The sequence below is a fragment of the Rummeliibacillus pycnus genome, from assembly GCF_002884495.1.
GTDB lineage: Bacteria > Bacillota > Bacilli > Bacillales_A > Planococcaceae > Rummeliibacillus > Rummeliibacillus pycnus.
Genome location: NZ_KZ614145.1, coordinates 898184 through 915629 on the forward strand (window position 1 = coordinate 898184; position 17446 = coordinate 915629).

At 33.7% G+C, this 17446-nt stretch carries 13 protein-coding genes; 12 read left to right on the forward strand and 1 reads right to left on the reverse strand.

The genetic code is table 11. The features are described 5' to 3' along the window. Positions 1-174: 174 nt before the first annotated feature. The 3 genes from parE (at position 175) to CEF14_RS04555 (ending at position 5901) form a co-directional block, all read left to right on the forward strand. A complete protein-coding gene (gene parE, locus CEF14_RS04545) occupies positions 175-2151 on the forward strand; it encodes a DNA topoisomerase IV subunit B (protein ID WP_102691756.1) in 1977 nt (658 codons plus the stop codon). Continuing rightward, complete coding sequence (parC, locus tag CEF14_RS04550) at positions 2148-4583, forward strand: DNA topoisomerase IV subunit A (RefSeq protein ID WP_102691757.1); 2436 nt, start codon at positions 2148-2150, stop codon at positions 4581-4583. Before parE ends, parC begins: the two co-directional genes overlap by 4 nt. Positions 4584-4686: 103 nt before the next feature. Then, positions 4687-5901 (forward strand): MFS transporter, encoded by a 1215-nt coding sequence (locus tag CEF14_RS04555; RefSeq protein WP_102691758.1) that lies wholly within the window; start codon positions 4687-4689, stop codon positions 5899-5901. 687 nt (positions 5902-6588) lie between these two features. Here CEF14_RS04555 and CEF14_RS19445 read toward each other — a convergent pair. Further along, positions 6589-6888, reverse strand: a complete 300-nt coding sequence (locus CEF14_RS19445) for a TIGR04104 family putative zinc finger protein (RefSeq protein ID WP_102691759.1) — start codon at positions 6886-6888, stop codon at positions 6589-6591. Between the two features lie 281 nt (positions 6889-7169). On the opposite strand from CEF14_RS19445, the gene CEF14_RS04565 reads away from it, so the two are divergent. The 9 genes from CEF14_RS04565 (at position 7170) to speB (ending at position 17169) form a co-directional block, all read left to right on the forward strand. Continuing rightward, positions 7170-8759 (forward strand): ABC transporter substrate-binding protein, encoded by a 1590-nt coding sequence (locus tag CEF14_RS04565; protein ID WP_102691760.1) that lies wholly within the window; start codon positions 7170-7172, stop codon positions 8757-8759. Positions 8760-9192: 433 nt separating this feature from the next. Further along, positions 9193-10482 carry an ammonium transporter gene (locus CEF14_RS04570; RefSeq protein ID WP_102691761.1) on the forward strand — a complete coding sequence of 430 codons (1290 nt, stop codon included), beginning with the start codon at positions 9193-9195 and terminating at the stop codon, positions 10480-10482. Between the two features lie 48 nt (positions 10483-10530). Next, positions 10531-11505, forward strand: a complete 975-nt coding sequence (locus CEF14_RS04575) for a DUF294 nucleotidyltransferase-like domain-containing protein (protein ID WP_245890047.1) — start codon at positions 10531-10533, stop codon at positions 11503-11505. 2 nt (positions 11506-11507) lie between these two features. Further along, on the forward strand, positions 11508-12230 hold the full coding sequence (locus CEF14_RS04580; RefSeq protein ID WP_102691762.1) for an exonuclease domain-containing protein: 723 nt from the start codon (positions 11508-11510) through the stop codon (positions 12228-12230). Positions 12231-12592: 362 nt separating this feature from the next. After that, positions 12593-12841, forward strand: coding sequence for a hypothetical protein (locus tag CEF14_RS04585; protein ID WP_102691763.1), 249 nt, complete (start codon positions 12593-12595; stop codon positions 12839-12841). A gap of 279 nt (positions 12842-13120) precedes the next feature. Then, complete coding sequence (locus CEF14_RS04590; protein ID WP_102691764.1) at positions 13121-13822, forward strand: arginase; 702 nt, start codon at positions 13121-13123, stop codon at positions 13820-13822. Positions 13823-14634: 812 nt separating this feature from the next. Then, positions 14635-14766: a hypothetical protein gene (locus tag CEF14_RS19360; RefSeq protein ID WP_281256490.1), complete on the forward strand. Its 132-nt coding sequence runs from the start codon at positions 14635-14637 to the stop codon at positions 14764-14766. After that, entirely contained in the window at positions 14766-16253 is a 1488-nt protein-coding gene (locus CEF14_RS04595) for an aminotransferase class I/II-fold pyridoxal phosphate-dependent enzyme (protein WP_102691765.1), read from the forward strand. The genes CEF14_RS19360 and CEF14_RS04595 overlap by 1 nt, the downstream gene beginning before the upstream one ends. Positions 16254-16308: 55 nt before the next feature. Beyond that, positions 16309-17169, forward strand: a complete 861-nt coding sequence (speB, locus tag CEF14_RS04600; protein WP_102691766.1) for an agmatinase — start codon at positions 16309-16311, stop codon at positions 17167-17169. Positions 17170-17446: the final 277 nt, after the last annotated feature.

Here is a 17446-nt window from a genome sequence, read left to right on the forward strand (position 1 = left end):
ATGCACAATCATCAACTTTATTCGCTTTTTAATCATATTCTTATTTTCCTTTCAATTCAACGTTTGATACAATAAATGCTGTATGTATATAAAATGCAAGAAGTTGACAGTTCCAATGATTGTGTTTAATATGAATAAAAGTAGAACGGGTGTTTGTATTTAGGGGGAATTTTTTTGACAAGTAAACAGACAATCACGTCTTACAATGAAGATGACATTCAAGTACTAGAAGGGTTAGAAGCTGTTAGAAAACGTCCGGGAATGTATATTGGTTCAACTGATGGTAGAGGTTTGCATCACCTCGTTTATGAAATCGTTGACAATGCTGTGGATGAAGTTCTAGCAGGTTTTGGTTCTCATATCATTGTAAAAATTCATGCTGATCAAAGTATTAGCGTGCGTGACTTTGGACGAGGTATGCCTACAGGGATGCACAAAACAGGTAAACCAACTCCAGAAGTAATTTTCACCATCTTACATGCAGGTGGGAAATTTGGACAAGGTGGCTACAAAACAAGTGGTGGTTTACATGGTGTAGGTGCATCAGTCGTAAATGCACTATCAACATGGTTAGAAGTTGTTATTCATCGTGATGGTAATATGTATCGAATGCGTTTCGAAAATGGTGGGAAACCCGTTACCACTTTAGAGAAAATTGGAAAAACAAAAGAAACAGGTACATTTATTCATTTCAAACCAGATGAAACCATTTTTTCTACTACAAAATATAATTTTGATACATTAGCAGAACGACTACGTGAATCCGCATTTCTGCTTAAAAATTTAAAAATCGAATTATTTGAAGAAGCAACAGAGCGTCATGAAGTTTATCATTATGAAAATGGGATCGAAGCGTTTGTAGCTTATTTAAACGAGGAAAAAGACGTTTTACATCCTGTTAAATATGTGGAAGGAACACAAGACGAAATTGAGGTAGAATTTGCTTTTCAGTTTAACGATGGTTATTCTGAAACAATTCTATCATTTGTTAACAACGTGCGAACACGTGATGGTGGTACGCATGAAACAGGTGCCAAAGCTGCGATGACTCGTGTTTTTAATGATTATGCTCGTAAAATTGGACTGTTAAAAGAAAAAGATAAAAACTTGGATGGATCTGATATTCGAGAAGGTCTTGCAGCGATTATATCTGTTCGTATACCTGAACATTTATTGCAATTTGAAGGGCAAACAAAAGGTAAACTTGGTACATCAGAAGCTAGAAGTTCAGTTGATGGGGTAATATCACAACAATTGATGTATATTCTAGAAGAAAATGCTGAACTAAGTGCATCGCTTGTACGGAAAGCTATTCGAGCTCAGCAAGTTCGTGAAGCTGCACGAAAAGCAAGAGAAGATGCACGGAATGGTAAAAAAACTAAAAAACAAAGTACGCTTTTATCTGGTAAGTTAACACCAGCACAATCCAAAAATGCTGCTAAAAATGAATTATACCTTGTCGAAGGTGATTCAGCGGGAGGCTCCGCTAAACAAGGTCGTGATCGCACTTTCCAAGCAATATTGCCGCTTCGAGGTAAAGTTATTAATACAGAAAAAGCAAAATTGCAAGATATTATGAAAAACGAAGAAATCGCTACGATAATTCATGCTATTGGAGCGGGGGTTGGTTCTGACTTTAATGTGGATGATTCAGCCTATGATAAAGTCATTATCATGACCGATGCCGATACCGATGGAGCACATATTCAAGTGTTGTTATTAACATTCTTTTTCCGCTACATGAGACCACTTGTTGAAGCAGGCAAAGTTTATATTGCATTACCACCACTTTACAAGGTTTCAAAAGGTACTGGTCGTAAAGAAGTTGTCGAGTACGCTTGGACTGAAAAAGACCTTCAACAAGCCATCAAAAAGATTGGTAAAGGTTATATTTTACAACGGTATAAAGGTCTAGGGGAAATGAATGCTGAACAACTTTGGGAAACAACGATGAATCCAGAAACTCGTACATTAGTACGCGTTAAAATTAATGATGTGGAACGTGCAGAAAAAGGTGTTGCTACATTAATGGGTGACAAAGTTGAACCACGTCGAAAATGGATTGAATCCCATGTTGATTTTGGATTAGAGGAAGACAACAACATTTTAGAAAGTGAATTTGTACAACAAGAGGAGGAAGAGCTTAAATGACACAATCAGAGAAATATCAAGACTTGCCATTAGAAGAAGTCATCGGTGATCGTTTTGGTCGATATAGTAAATATATTATTCAAGACCGTGCTCTTCCGGATGCAAGAGATGGACTTAAGCCTGTACAACGTCGTATTTTATATGCGATGTTTATGGAAGGAAACACACATGAAAAACCATTTCGTAAATCTGCAAAAACAGTAGGGAATGTAATTGGTAACTATCATCCACATGGTGATAGTTCCGTTTATGAAGCAATGGTACGTATGAGTCAAGATTGGAAAGCACGCCACATGCTTATTGAAATGCATGGTAACAATGGTTCTTTGGATGGTGATCCACCTGCTGCAATGCGTTACACAGAAGCGCGATTATCTACGATTTCTGCAGAGATGCTTCGTGACATTCAAAAAGATACGGTGGATCTTGTTCCGAACTTTGATGACCAAGATATGGAACCTACTGTTTTGCCTTCACGATTCCCAAATTTGCTTGTAAATGGCTCAACAGGGATTTCTGCAGGTTATGCTACAGATATTCCACCTCATAACTTAGCAGAAGTTTTAGATGCAGTTTTAATGCGTTTAAAGAATCCGAAAGCTTCAGTAGATGAGTTAATGACAGTTATGAAAGGTCCTGATTTTCCTACTGGTGGGATTATTCAAGGGATTGAAGGTATTAAAAAAGCTTATGAAACAGGTAGAGGTAAAATAATTGTTCGCGCTAAAGCAGAAATCGAACAATTAAAAGGTTCAAAAGAACAAATTGTCATATCTGAAATACCTTACGATGTAAACAAAGCGAATCTAGTTAAGAAAATGGACGAAATGAGATTAGACAAACGTCTAGAAGGAATTGCGGAAGTACGGGATGAATCAGATCGTTCAGGTTTACGTATTGTCATTGAACTAAAGAAAGATATAAGTGGCGAACCTATTTTGAAATATCTGTTAAAAAATACAGATCTTCAAGTCACTTATAATTTCAATATGATTGCAATCTATAATCGTCGTCCTACAATGATGAGCTTGCCACTACTTTTAGACGCTTATATTGCACATCAAAAAGAAGTCGTCATTAGACGCTCTAAATTTGAGCTTAAAAAGGCAAAAGATCGTTTACATATTGTTGAGGGTTTGATGAAGGCTTTATCTATTTTAGATGAGGTTATTTCAACAATCCGTGCTTCAAAAGATAAAAAAGATGCAAAAAACAATCTACAACAAAAATTTGCCTTTACTGAAGTACAAGCTGAAGCGATTGTTTCATTACAATTATATCGATTAACAAATACGGATATAACAGAATTACGTGATGAACAATCAGAATTAGAAAAGAAAATAATAGAGTTACAAAACATTTTAGATAGTGATGCCAAATTGGTAAAAGTCCTTCAAAAAGAATTGCAAGATGTCAAAAAACGTTTTGCTGAGCCAAGAAGATCTTTAATACAAGATGAAATTGAAGATATTAAGGTCGATATGGAAGTATTAATTCCAAGTGAAGATGTTGTAGTTACGGTTACAAAAGATGGCTATATTAAACGTACGAGTATGCGATCATATAATGCATCAAATGGTAAGGATTTCGAAATGAAAGAGTCAGATCATTTATTATATGAATCTACTCTAAATACACAGCAACATCTATTAGTATTTACAGATAAAGGACATTATATTTTCCAACCCGTGCATGAATTACCTGATATCCGTTGGAAGGATTTAGGTCAACATATTTCAAGTATTGTGCCATTAGACGCTGATGAAAATATTATTAATGCGTGTGGAGTTACTGACTTTAATGCAAACAAATATGTATTAACCATTACAAAAAATGGTCAAATCAAACGTACGATTCTATCGGAATTCCTTGTCCAACGATATACAAAACCATTAAAAATGATGAATATTAAAAAAGACGATGTTGTGATTTTTGCTGATATTGTAGATCCAACGATTGAAGTTTTGCTAACATCTTACTGTAGTTATTCAATTCGCTTTAAGTTAGATGAAGTGCAAGATACTGGTATCAAAACTGCTGGTGTAAAAGCAATGAATCTAAAAGAAGGGGATTACATTCAAGTTGCTAATGCCATTCCAGAACATCATAAAGGGAAAGTAATGGTTATTACGCATCGAGGTGCAGTTAAGAAAATGGCCTTAGATGAAGTAGAAACAGGTAACCGTGCTCTTCGAGGAGTACTGATCCTCCATGAATTGAAGAAAAATCCTCATCGTATTTTTAATGTAATATACGTAGAAAAAGGGGAAGGAATTCAAATCACTACTGAAAAAGGCGTAGTAGAAGAATTACGTGAAGATCAATATCGATTAGCGGATCGCTTCTCAAATGGATCGTATGCAGTAGATGTGGATACAGATGGTGAAATTATCTACGTGCAAAAACTTCCAGCAGTGGATGTTAAAAGTTAATTTTAATAATTAGGTAGTCTAAATATTCGATATACGATACAATAGAGCCATTAAATGTTAGAAAGGAACTGGAAGCAGTTCCTTTCTTTTTGGAGGTGAAAATATGTGGAAAAATCAGAATGTTTGGATAATCCTTTCTGGTGAATTAATAGCTGGATTAGGCTTATGGGCTGGAATAATTGGCAATCTGGAGTTTATGCAAGAACGGGTACCGTCAGATTTTTTGAAATCACTTATTCTAGCTACAGGATTACTTGCAGGGATATTAGTAGGACCTTATGCTGGTAGAGTGATAGATCAATCCAAGAAGAAAAACATATTAGTTTTATCAGGTTTAGGTCGAGTAATTAGTGTAGTCTTTATGTTTATTGCAATAGCTACAGATTCAATTTCCTGGATGATTGTATTTCTTGTAACAATGCAAATAGCGGCTGCGTTTTATTTTCCAGCATTGCAGGCCTCTCTTCCATTGATTGTTGATGAAAAGGATTTGTTGCAATTAAATGGATGGGATATGAATATATCGACAGTTGCACGAGTAGCAGGTACAGCGATTGCTGGTTTAGTATTAGTATACGCACCTATCAGTGCACTCTATGGTATATCAATGATAGCTTATATCGTTATGTTACTGTTTACATTTTTACTTAAAATCCCTGAAACAAAAGATGGACCTAAACAACATTCAGCAAAAGAGGTTAAGGAAAAAGGTAGTTTCAAAGAAGTTTTTCCATTGTTAAAACGTGATGCAGGCGTTAGATACACATTAATCTTATCTTTCATACCCGTTTTATTTTTAGGGTCGTTTAATTTACTCGTTATTAGTATTAGTGAAATACAAGACTCTTCTTCAATTAAAGGGCTTATATATACAGTTGAGGGCATATCCTTTATGTTAGGATCGATTGCGATCAACTATTTAAGTTCAAAGTTTAAAACGAATACTATATTATTTTTCTCATTAGTCATTATTGGAGTGGCTGAATTATTATTACATTTTGCTCATTTACCGATTATTTCACTTACTACATTTGCGTTATTTGGATTTGCAGTAGGTTGCTTTTTTCCAACAGTTATGACAATCTTTCAAAAACAAGTACCGAAAGAATATCATGGTCGTTTCTTTTCGTTTCGCAATATGTTAGATCGTACTTCATTTCAACTTGTATTACTTGCAACAGGTGCGCTTTTAGACTTAATGGGGCTTGAAAATATGGTTCTATTTTTTGGAACGTTAAGTATTTGTTTAACTTTCTATTATTTCTGGCAAATGAAAAAGAAAGAGATTCATATTGAAACTGAACAAAAAGCAGCCTAATCTACCGATTCTTCATTGGTAATTTCCAGGAAAATACCTCAAATAACCAATTAATATGGAGAGGGTAGTAATTCTTCGTTGATTGCAAAGTGAGGGGAATGATTTCTGATAGACATGGATTGAGTTTTCTTCACTTTTTTCATGCAATGGGGTACTGGAAAATTATTTATTAATGATGATGAAATTAATATATTCGATATTATGAATTATACTGAAGGAGAGACATCGCCACTGCAACAATCGCTTGGGAGAAGTTGATTTATGGTGTTGAGATTTTTACGGGGAACAAACATGAATAGAGAAGTTTTGTACTTAAACAAAGTGAACTACTTATTCGCGAGCAAATAACTAACTTTAGATATGGTATAATTCTACAAAAGAGAGGTGAGAAATAAATGGGAATGGGATTCGGTGATGCAATTTTTACTATTTTTCCAATCTTAACTTTTTTCTTTTACATAGCTCCAGTTGTTTTTGTAATTTGGTTTCTCATTAAATTCCTTAAAGTTCAACAAGAAAAGAATGAGATATTAAGGGCTATATATGAAAAAATGGATCAGCGAAAAGATTAGACAGGTTAACCTGTCTTTTTTTTATGCCAAGATAATCTATTTAAAGAGATACAAAAAGTCAGCAAGTTCAATGATTTTTTTTGTAGTTTAATAAGATTTATGATCTAAAAAAGATCTACCACATTGGTTCATCCTCATTACTTAGTTTTATCAAAAAGGGCATGCATATTGACATCAAAATATACGTAGTTATTCCACAAGTTAAGATATAACCTATAGAAACTCCAATTGAAACTAGTGGAATATAAACCAAAGGAACTATAATTGTATACAAACTTAATTGATCTTTTGATTTCTTGGAAATGTATTGGTTAGACTTGCAGTATGAACATGTAAGCTTGTTTTTAAATGTATACAATTTAACAAAAGTCTCTTTCCAACTCCATTTATGACCACATTGCCGACATATTGGCATATCTAACAAACCTCCTTCTTCACGAGTTATAGAATAAATAATAATACTTTAAATAATTTGACAAAATGTTCAATATAATTAGTGTAAACGTCTTTCAAATCTATTTCAATTTTTCAGAATGCAACTCCATTTGACAAACTTCCAGCTGGTTTAACAAAAAATAGGATCTTGTTCTGAGTGTGTATTCTAATCATTGACGGCTTTTTTTATCTATCATTTCATAATATTTTCATATATAATAAATTCTGAATATTCAGTTTAAAATGTGAAGGGGGATTTTTATGAGGAAGTGGTTTATTTTTAGTTTAATGACAATGATTTTAATCGTATTAAGTGCTTGTGGAAAGGATGCTACAAATAATGAAAGCAAATCAGAGCAAAACGGAAATGCCCAAGACTCACTAGTTTATGGTAGAGGCACTGATTCTGTTTCGCTTGACCCTATTACCGTAACAGATGGAGAATCGTTCAAAGTAGCTAGAAATATTTATGAAACACTGGTCCAGTTTGGAGAAGATGATACATCAATTAAACCAAGCTTGGCAAAGGAATGGAAAATTTCTAAGGATCAATTAACGTATACCTTTACACTTCAAGATGGCGTTAAATTCCAAGATGGAACCGATTTTAATGCCCAAGCAGTTGTGAAAAACTTTGAACGCTGGATGAATGGTTCAGCCGAGAAATTTCCGTATTATGGAGATATGTTTGGTGGATACAAAGGGGATAAGGAACATATTATTGATTCTGTAAAAGCGGTAAACAATAATACTTTTGAATTGAAATTGAAAAAACCTTCTGCAGCATTATTAAACAATCTAGCAATGGTAGCATTTTCTATCGCTAGTCCAACCGCGATCGAGGAAGAAGGGGATCACTTTGGAGAAAAGCCAGTTGGTACAGGACCATTTAAATTTGTGAGTTGGAAACGAAATAATACAATTGAACTTGAAAAGAATCCGAACTACTGGCAAAAAGGTTATCCAAAAGTTTCAAAACTAATTTATCGTACATTACCTGATAACTCAGCTAGGTTAAATAGCTTAGTGACAGGCGAAATTGATATTGCGGATGGATTAAGTCCAAGTGACCATACGAGAATTGAACAAGATCAAAATCTACAATTATTGAAAAGACCATCATTTAACGTAGGTTATTTAGGGATGACGATGATTCAAAAACCATTTGATGACAAAAAAGTACGAGAAGCAGTAAGTATGGCAGTTGATCGTCAAGCGATTGTCAATAGCTTTTTTGAAGGATTTGCAACTGAAGCGAAGAATCCATTACAGCCGACAGCTCTTGGCTATAACGAAAATACACAACCATATCAATTTGATGTTGAAAAGGCAAAATCTTTGTTAAAAGAATCTTCTTATGATGGAAAAGAAGTGGAGTTATGGGCAATGCCTGTTCCTCGTCCTTATATGCCTGATGGACAAAAAGTGGCAGAAGCCATTCAGAAAAATTTAGAAACAATAGGTATGAAAACAAAAATAGTAACGTACGAGTGGGCAACTTATTTAGAGAAAACACGTAAAGGTGAAGCACAATTATTCCTGCTTGGTGGAACGAGTGATAACGGAGACCCTGATAACTTGTTATCTCTATTCTTCTATGATTCTGGCGCTTTAAATAATTCGCAGCTGCATGATGAGAAAATTCAAAAATGGTTAGCAGAAGCACGTTCTACAACAGATCGAACAAAAAGAGAACAAATTTATGCAGATATACAAAATCGTTTGCGTGACATTATTCCGGTACTACCACTGGTCCATTCTACACCGATTGTAGGAGCGAGAAGTAATGTAGAAAATTATCATCCACACCCAACAGAAGCGGATGATTTAAAAAATGTAACTGTAAAATAGATGATGAGCTTGATTTTTGAAAAACTGTAATAGAAAAATAAAAGGGGAAGCAATGCGAATTTTTGATAATTTGCATTGCTTTTTTATCGCTCTTTTTCTGGAACAGGTGCTTCTCTATGCTCTACACGAAAATTGAAAATCATGTTAGAAATTATTTTGTAAAAAAAGTATAGGCTATCGAGCAAGATTTACTAGCTCAAGCTACTAACGCAGGTAAAGCTATAAAATTGTCTAAATGTAAAATATGTGTTTCAAAAATGAAAGCGTTTCATTGTAATGCATGTAATAAAATCTAACATAATAATAAAAAATTAAGAAAATTCTATTGACTAATCAGTTGTTAAGTGTAAAATATAAATCAATAACAAATATGTTAGAAAACCTAACATATAATTGTTTGATAAAATAACATAAAGGAATGGGGATGATATTCATGGATGCAACGTATCTGATGAATAGCTTGTGGACAATGGTCAGTGGAATTTTAGTTATTTTAATGATTGGTGGATTTATCTTATTAGAAGCTGGCTCCACAAGAATGAAAAATGCTGGTCACGTAGCAGGTAAAACAATTTTCACTTTTGGCTTAGCGTCATTAGTATTCTGGGCATTAGGCTATGGTTTGATTTTTGGAGGAAATGCAAACTTCTTCGTGGGGATGACGGACTTTTTCTACTCTGGAGATCAAGTAAAAGATGCTGGTTTAGCAACAACTGTTTTCTTTGTTTTCCAATTAGCGTTTGCGGTCATTTCAATTACAGTTGCTCTAGGTGGTTTCGCTGAACGTGCTAAATTTTCAGCTTATGTAGTTTTCACCATTTTATTTGGCATTTTAGTCTATCCAGTTATTGCTCACTGGATTTGGGGAGGCGGCTGGTTAGCAGAACACGGCAAACAAGATTTTGCTGGTTCTACGGTAGTTCACCTAACAGGCGCAATGGCAGCTCTAGCTGCAACAATCTTGTTAAAACCTCGTATCGGTAAATTTAATAAAGATGGCTCCGCAAATAATATCGCAGGTCACAACCAAGTGTATACGGCATTAGCAGTCCTAATTCTTTGGGTAGGTTGGTTTGGATTTAACGCAGGGAGTACAGTTTCTGTTGATAAAGCATTCTTCGGCTTTGTAGCACTTAATACAAATTTAGCAGCAGGCGCTGGTGCAGTAGCAGCAACATTAATTTCTTGGATAGTATTAGGGAAACCTGATATTCCAACGATTTTAAATGGTGCGCTAGCAGGATTAGTTGCGATTACAGCATCTTGTGCTTTCGTAGATGTATGGGCTTCAGTTGTAATTGGATTTATCGCAGGGATTTTAACTTTCTATAGTGCTCGTTTCTTAGAAAAGAGAAGAGTAGATGATCCAATCTTCGCGGTATCAGTACATGGTATCCCTGGTATATGGGGTACATTATCTACAGGATTTTTTGCAACAAAAGAATTAGCTACTGTTGGTAAACCGGGATTATTTTATGGTGGTGGTCTTCATCAATTAGGCGTTCAATTCATGGGGGTTGCAGTTTCAGGACTTTATGCTTTTGTGGTTTCATTTGCAATTCTTTGGGTAATGAAGAAAGTCATGGGAGGAATTCGTGTTAGCGAAGAAGAAGAAATTATGGGGTTAGATATGAGTGAGCATGGTAGCTATGGTTATCCAGAGCAAATGGCACAAGAAAAAGATGCAACTGTTATTGTTAGTAAAACTCACATGAGTTCATAACTAAAAAGTCTATTTAAATAGCTTTCTATAAAAAGGAAGTGCTACTGTTTGAACACTGGGGTGTTAACATATGAATCAATTAAAGAATGGAAAGAAAAAACTATTTTTCAGTTCAAAGATGATATAAAGGGATTGAATCTATTCCATGATCAAGTAATGAGAAAAGTATTTCAGGTGGCAATTATAAAATTAAACAAAGGGGTACCACCTTGTAACTTTTCTTGGTTTGTGACAGGAAGTGGAGGAAGATTAGAGCAAGGTTTCATCAGTGATCAAGATCACGGTCTTGTCTATGAAAAAGACAATAAAGAATGTACAGTCTATTTCAAAGCTCTTGGGGAGGAGCTGTCAGATGGTCTTGCATTCGTGGGGTATCCTTATTGTAAAGGAAATATAATGAGTTCCAATCCTCTTTGGTGTAAATCAATTGAAGGATGGAAAATACAACTTCTTAATTGGATGGAATCAGAAAGTTGGGAAGCGATTCGTTATTTGCAGATATTTTATGATGCAAGGGTTGTTGAAGGTAAAGTTAATTATATTAGACAATTGAAAACGGTAATTTATGATTATCAAAGAATAAATCCAAATTTACTTAAGCGTTTTCAGGCTAATATCATGCATATAAAAAACGTGATCGGTCCTTTGGGGCAAATTATAGTTGAACGATTCGGGAAATATCAAGGGAGTGTTGATTTAAAATATTCTGCATTTGTCCCATATGTTAATGCAATTCGACTATTATCGATTAAGGAAGGGATTTATGAAACTTCTACACTCATGCGTATGCATCGATTGATTCAAAAGGATGAATATATAGACGTTCTTTGTAATTGCCAGAGTAACTTTGATCATCTACTAAAATATCGACTTTCTTTGTATACGGTAAATAGTTATACAGATACACATTTTTTAAGCTTAAAGAGGTTGGGAAAGAAAGAAAAGAGTGAGATTAAGCAAATTTTAAAGACGGGTATTCGACTACATGATGATGTAATTGAGCTTATTCAAAAAGGATGTTAAAAATGGCTTTCGAATCTTTTCAACAATTACTACGATCAATTCAAGGAAGGCGAAATACAGGGGGATTTGCTGATATTCAAAATCCACAACAAATTGCGTTTTTAAGAGGTCTTCAAAAAGAGATAAAGCATGAAGAAGCTTTATCTACTCCGTTAAGCGAGCTAAAAGTAGTTGTTTTTGATATAGAAACTACAGGTTTTTTCCCAGAAAAAGGTGACAAGATACTGTCGATTGGTGCGATTAAAATGAGTGGTTCTACTATATACCATGATGATACATTCTATTCACTTTTGTTTACTGAAATGGAAATTCCATCGGATATAGTGCAGTTAACTGGCATTCAAAATGATGACATCAAGAATGCTCCATTAGCTTCTAATGTACTGTTACAATTTCTTGAGTTTGCTAAGGATTCGACACTAGTAGCACATCATGCAAATCATGAAAGAAGTTTTTTTAAGCATGCATACACTCGGTTATTCAAAACACCATTTAAACAACGTATTATCGACACTACATTTTTATTTAAAATTGTAGATAGCCAACTAGATCTTGTGAAACTTGAGGATTTTTGCAAGTACAATGATATAAAAGTTGTCAATAGACATCATGCCTTAGGAGATGCAATATTAACCGCAAAGCTATGGAGTCTTTATCTTGAAAGAGCTAGGAACATTGGGTGTGATACATTACAAGATATCTATGATCGTTATGCTAGGTTATAAATGGGAGTGAAAGTAATTAATGTGTCATTTTTGTTTATTAAAGTTATATTTCAATACGCTGAAGGACTGTCCACTTTGTGCAACAGTCCTTTTATCATTAAAATGACATTTAATGCTAGTACTTAGAATAGTGGATTTTTAGACAAATTTTTTTACATGTAGAGAATCGTTAACAATTATTCGATTCAATCATAAAATGCATTATAAAATTTTTAGCAATAAATGTACTTATTTTCAATGTGAAAATAATAACGAAGTGATTATTATGCTTATTTATGTAATAATAATTCTGTTTTATGCTATAATGTTATTACTATTTAAGTTTGCCTTGAATAGTAATATGAGAAAGGGAAGTGATATAAATGCTGACACTAAATATTCACAAGGAAAATATGCATTATGTTGTAGAGTATGTTTCAAAAATGGGGGAAAATGTAGTTTTGCATACAAAGGATTCGCTTTATGAGAGTCTCTATAAACTTGGCCGTCGTATCCATATCAACAATGTTCACTTTCGGATTCCACAGGATTTAAAACTCCCTTTACTTTCATTTTTATCGATTGAGTATCCAGGAGAGCTTTATGAACACAAAATTACAATTATCGATTAACCCCCACTTGTTTAATCAAATATTATTGCAATAAAAAAGATGATCTAGCTATTTTTAGATCATCTTTTTTATTTAGAACTAAAAAACCTTTTAAAACGGATACGACAGCAAAATTGACTTTAGAAAATAAGAGAACTACAATTAAATTGTTAGAAATTTAGCACTCAACTGCTTCAATTGCTAATAAAGTGAAACGTCCATTTGGAAGTCTTCTTGTCAGTAATTGGGTGAAATATCAAAATAGATAATCTGTGATTAAACTTATTAGAGGTGATTGTCATGGGAAACAGTTTATTATCTATTGATTGGGACTATTTTATATCGTTAGACAATGAAAATTGTGTATCTAGTATTGAAAACAAAAGAACAATGATTGATTTATGGTATAAACGATACCTTAAGTTGAAGGCACAAGGAAAAAATATTCAAAATAGATTCCAACTTTCATCTGAAGTGAATAAGTTTTGGGAGAAGATGAAAGAGATATTTGAATTTGATTCACATATTACCGTGTTTGTTTCAGATTCACATGCATTATCGTATAAAATCGCACAAGACAATAATTGTGATGAAGTGTATCTATTTGATGCACATTCAGATTTAGGCTATGGAGGCATTTCCTCTCTAGAATTTGAAGTTAATTGTGCAAATTGGCTTGGAAAACTGTTGAAAAATAAAAAAGTAGATGAGGCCCATATCATCTATGGACCCTTTACTGCTGAGAAACCAGAAAACTTCCAACAAATGAACGACCTTTATCATATTGAATACCCGAAAATTAATGAGTTACATACAAAAAATAAAATTTCAGCTATTCACATTTGTCGTTCAGGTGCATGGACGCCACCTTGGTTAGATAAAAAATTTGCTGAATTTATCTATAAAATGGGCATTCCCTATAAAGTGATCGAATGTCCAATTAGAAATTGGAATCCATCGATATTAACATTTGCAGATCAAGTCCATTATTTAATGGAATAAATTTTCATATAGGCATTTGCTGGAATTGGTTATTTCTAGCAGATGCCTTTTTGTTGTAAAAGAAGCATCATGCATGATCTTAACAAAAAATTCACCAATAATATACGAATTTTTTGTGATAATTAGTTTTGTCCATTAAGAAGCAGAAGAAAGCGAGTCCCCAAAGTGTATTCGTATTTTCTTCGAGCAAAATTTGTATTTAAAAGTCTAAAATGGACTGATGAAATTGATGTAGGAAAAAATTTTTTCTATTTAAAAACTGTTATGTAACAAACAGATGAATTACCTATAACTGTATTAAAATAATAGCAAATAAGTGGATGATTCCTTGATTTTATAATTACATTTAAATGTTTAAAAATTTAATCCGATTACTTGATATATAAGCAAATTTTAAAGTTAAAGGATAATTTCTTTTATATATGAAGAAATGCATTCTTAAAAAATCACCTACAAAATTAATACAGACTAATTTTATCTTTTAAATTTTTTTAAAATGAGTTTAAGTTGAGCAGAATTATTAAAATTTTTTTATGAAAAACGAATTGACAGTTTGAAAGAAATCAATTAGTATTAGCCTCAGCATAAATAAAGTTGCTCTTATTAGTAACCGTTGAGACGAGGGGTCTAGGATACGGTGGCAAACCAGTCTGACCAGGTCAGATGTTGGGGCTCAACCTGAGCGCAAAATGTACAAAATTTTGTGAACGATAAGAGGATAAGCAGTTGATATTAATCGAAGCTTTCCTTCTAATGGTTGGAGAGCTTTTTTCTATGCTGAAATTTGCATTTTTTAGCGGGAGTGGATAATATTGACTGTTTTTACTTTGTTTAAATCGGATTTTATTTTGGAAAGAGATTTCTCAGATGTAGTACTTAAAACTGCTGTAGAACCACCTTTTTCAAAATTAGTGACTGCAGATCTTGAGGAGGGGGTTAAATAATGAACAGCTTACAAGAACAAACAAAGATTGGTGAATTAGCTCTTTCACAAGAACGTATGCCATTATTCGAAACATTAGTAGATTATGCAAAAAAGAATACAACGCCATTTGATGTGCCAGGTCATAAAATGGGCGCTCAAACTAGTCCATTGAAAGATGTTCTTGGCGAAATGACAATGAAAATGGATGTTAACTCTATGAAAGAATTAGACCTTCTTAGTCATCCGGATTCTGTCATTAAAGAAGCACAACAGCTTGCAGCACAAGCGTTTGGAGCTGATCATGCGTTCTTTTTAGTAAATGGTACGACATCTGGTATCTTAGCCATGATTTTAGCTACATGCAAACCAGATGATGTATTAATAGTTCCTCGAAATTGCCATAAATCCGTAATGAATGGTCTGATCTTAAGTGGTGCAAAACCGGTATTCATTGAACCGGAAGTAGATATTCACTTTGGTATTTCTCATGGTATTTCTGTTAAAAACGTAGAAAAAACACTATCCGCGTATCCAGAAGCAAAAGCAATCTTAGTTACATATCCAACATATTTTGGATCAATGAATGAACTTAGAACAATCTGTAAGCTAGCACATGACCGTGATATAACAGTTATTGTAGACAGTGCACATGGAGCACATTTACCATTTATGCCAGGGCAAATTGATCCTATGACAGCAGGTGCTGACATTGTTACAATGAGTGTTCATAAAACAGGTGGTTCACTTACTCAAAGTTCTATCTTGCTTTTAAATGAGGGACGTATCTCAGCTAAAAAGATGCAAAAAACATTAAACATGCTACAAACAACAAGTGCAAACTATTTATTGATGAGTTCATTGGATGTAGCAAGACATGAACTTGCTTTAAATGGATATGAGCGTTACAAAGCATTAAAACCAATCGTAGAAAAAGCGATACATGAAATAGAACAGAATACATGCTTTGAAATATTGAAAAACAATTATCTGAAACACAAATGTTCTCAATCACATGATTGGACGAAACTTGTTATTCGTGTGAATGATTGTGGTTTAACTGGCTTTGAAGTCTATACCCTTTTAAAAGAAAAATATCAAATTCAAATGGAATTAGCAGAAGGTTATGTAGTGATGGCAGTAATTACGACTGCTGATGATGAAAATTCACTAGGAAAATTAGTGTACGCTCTTTGTGAAATTGAAAAAATTTATGGTAATAAAAAACCGATTTATTCAACAAATGTAACACCAAAGCATGTCAATAAGTTAATGATTACACCAAGAGATGCACATTATGCTGATCATGAATTAGTGCCAATTGATTTAGCTAAAGGAAAAATTAGTGCAGACTTATTGATGATTTACCCTCCAGGTATACCACTAGTTATTCCAGGAGAACTAGTTTCAGAAGAAGTAATTCAACAATATCACTATTATTCAGAAACTTTTGGTAATGTACTTACTGAATCAGATTTAAAAGATCATATTACCGTTGTTAAAGAATAAAAGTCATTTTAGTATAGACAATAGAAAAAGACGACAAATGAAGGAGAAACTCACTATGCAAAATAAACCATTAAATGTATCAACATTCATCGGATGTGACAACAACTACGAAGAATCAGATGTTGTACTATTCGGTATTCCATTTGATGGAACAACAAGTTTTAGACCAGGTACACGCTTTGCAATGCAAGCAATTCGCCCAGATTCATACGGATTAGAAACGTATTCTCCTTATCTTGATCGAGATTTAGAAGATATAGCAATCTTTGATGGTGGTGATCTTGAATTACCACTTGGCAATACACAAAAAACAATGGATGAAATTTTAGAATATACTCGTTCAATTGTAGCGGATGATAAAAAATTTGTAATGGTTGGTGGAGAACACTTAGTAAGCTTCCCAACCATTCAAGCAGTATATGAAAAATATCCTGATTTACACGTGATTCATATCGATGCACATACTGATTTACGCGAAGACTATATGGGAGAAAAATTGTCTCATGCTGCTGTCATTCGTCGCTGTCATGAATTCTTAGGTGATGGAAGAATTTTTCAATTTGGGATTCGTTCAGGATTAAAAGAAGAATTTGAATGGGCGAAAGAGCATACGTATATGGAACGTTTTACAATCGATACACTTAGCGAAGTTGTCAATGATTTAAAAGATCATCCTGTATATGTAACCATTGATTTAGATGTATTAGATCCAGGTACCTTCCCAGGAACAGGAACGCCAGAACCAGGTGGTATTACGTATAAAGAATTGTTAAACGGAATGCAACAATTATTAACATTAAACAATATTGTCGCAGCAGATGTTGTTGAACTATCACCTCAGTATGACACTTCAGGTGCATCAACTGCAATTGCTTGTAAAACCATTCGTGAAATGCTTATGATAGTCACTAAATAATATTAACATCTGACTAAAGATGCTTTAAAATCGACAATTAACTATTGTACACCCGAAAAGGTAGATACTAAATCTATCTTTTCGGGTGTTTTTTCTTTACGTCAATTACGAGTTTCACATTATCTTTCAGTGGACTAATCCAAAGTTCATATAGAGTGGGATTTGCTTCTATTGTAGAATTTTTATTTTGGAAAATAATGATTTACTTCTTTGTTTATTAATATTTATGCATTTTTTATTTATAGTTAATGAATCAATTTCATCATTTGATGTATAA

Coding starts and splice junctions, on each gene's coding strand:
- CEF14_RS04580 (WP_102691762.1), top strand. CDS start 11,508: ATGGCTTTCGAATCTTTTCAACAATTACTACGATCAATTCAAGGAAGG.
- CEF14_RS04555 (WP_102691758.1), top strand. CDS start 4,687: ATGTGGAAAAATCAGAATGTTTGGATAATCCTTTCTGGTGAATTAATA.
- parC (WP_102691757.1), top strand. CDS start 2,148: ATGACACAATCAGAGAAATATCAAGACTTGCCATTAGAAGAAGTCATC.
- CEF14_RS04585 (WP_102691763.1), top strand. CDS start 12,593: ATGCTGACACTAAATATTCACAAGGAAAATATGCATTATGTTGTAGAG.
- CEF14_RS04570 (WP_102691761.1), top strand. CDS start 9,193: ATGGATGCAACGTATCTGATGAATAGCTTGTGGACAATGGTCAGTGGA.
- CEF14_RS04595 (WP_102691765.1), top strand. CDS start 14,766: ATGAACAGCTTACAAGAACAAACAAAGATTGGTGAATTAGCTCTTTCA.
- CEF14_RS04590 (WP_102691764.1), top strand. CDS start 13,121: ATGGGAAACAGTTTATTATCTATTGATTGGGACTATTTTATATCGTTA.
- CEF14_RS04565 (WP_102691760.1), top strand. CDS start 7,170: ATGAGGAAGTGGTTTATTTTTAGTTTAATGACAATGATTTTAATCGTA.
- CEF14_RS19445 (WP_102691759.1), bottom strand. CDS start 6,888: ATGCCAATATGTCGGCAATGTGGTCATAAATGGAGTTGGAAAGAGACT.
- speB (WP_102691766.1), top strand. CDS start 16,309: ATGCAAAATAAACCATTAAATGTATCAACATTCATCGGATGTGACAAC.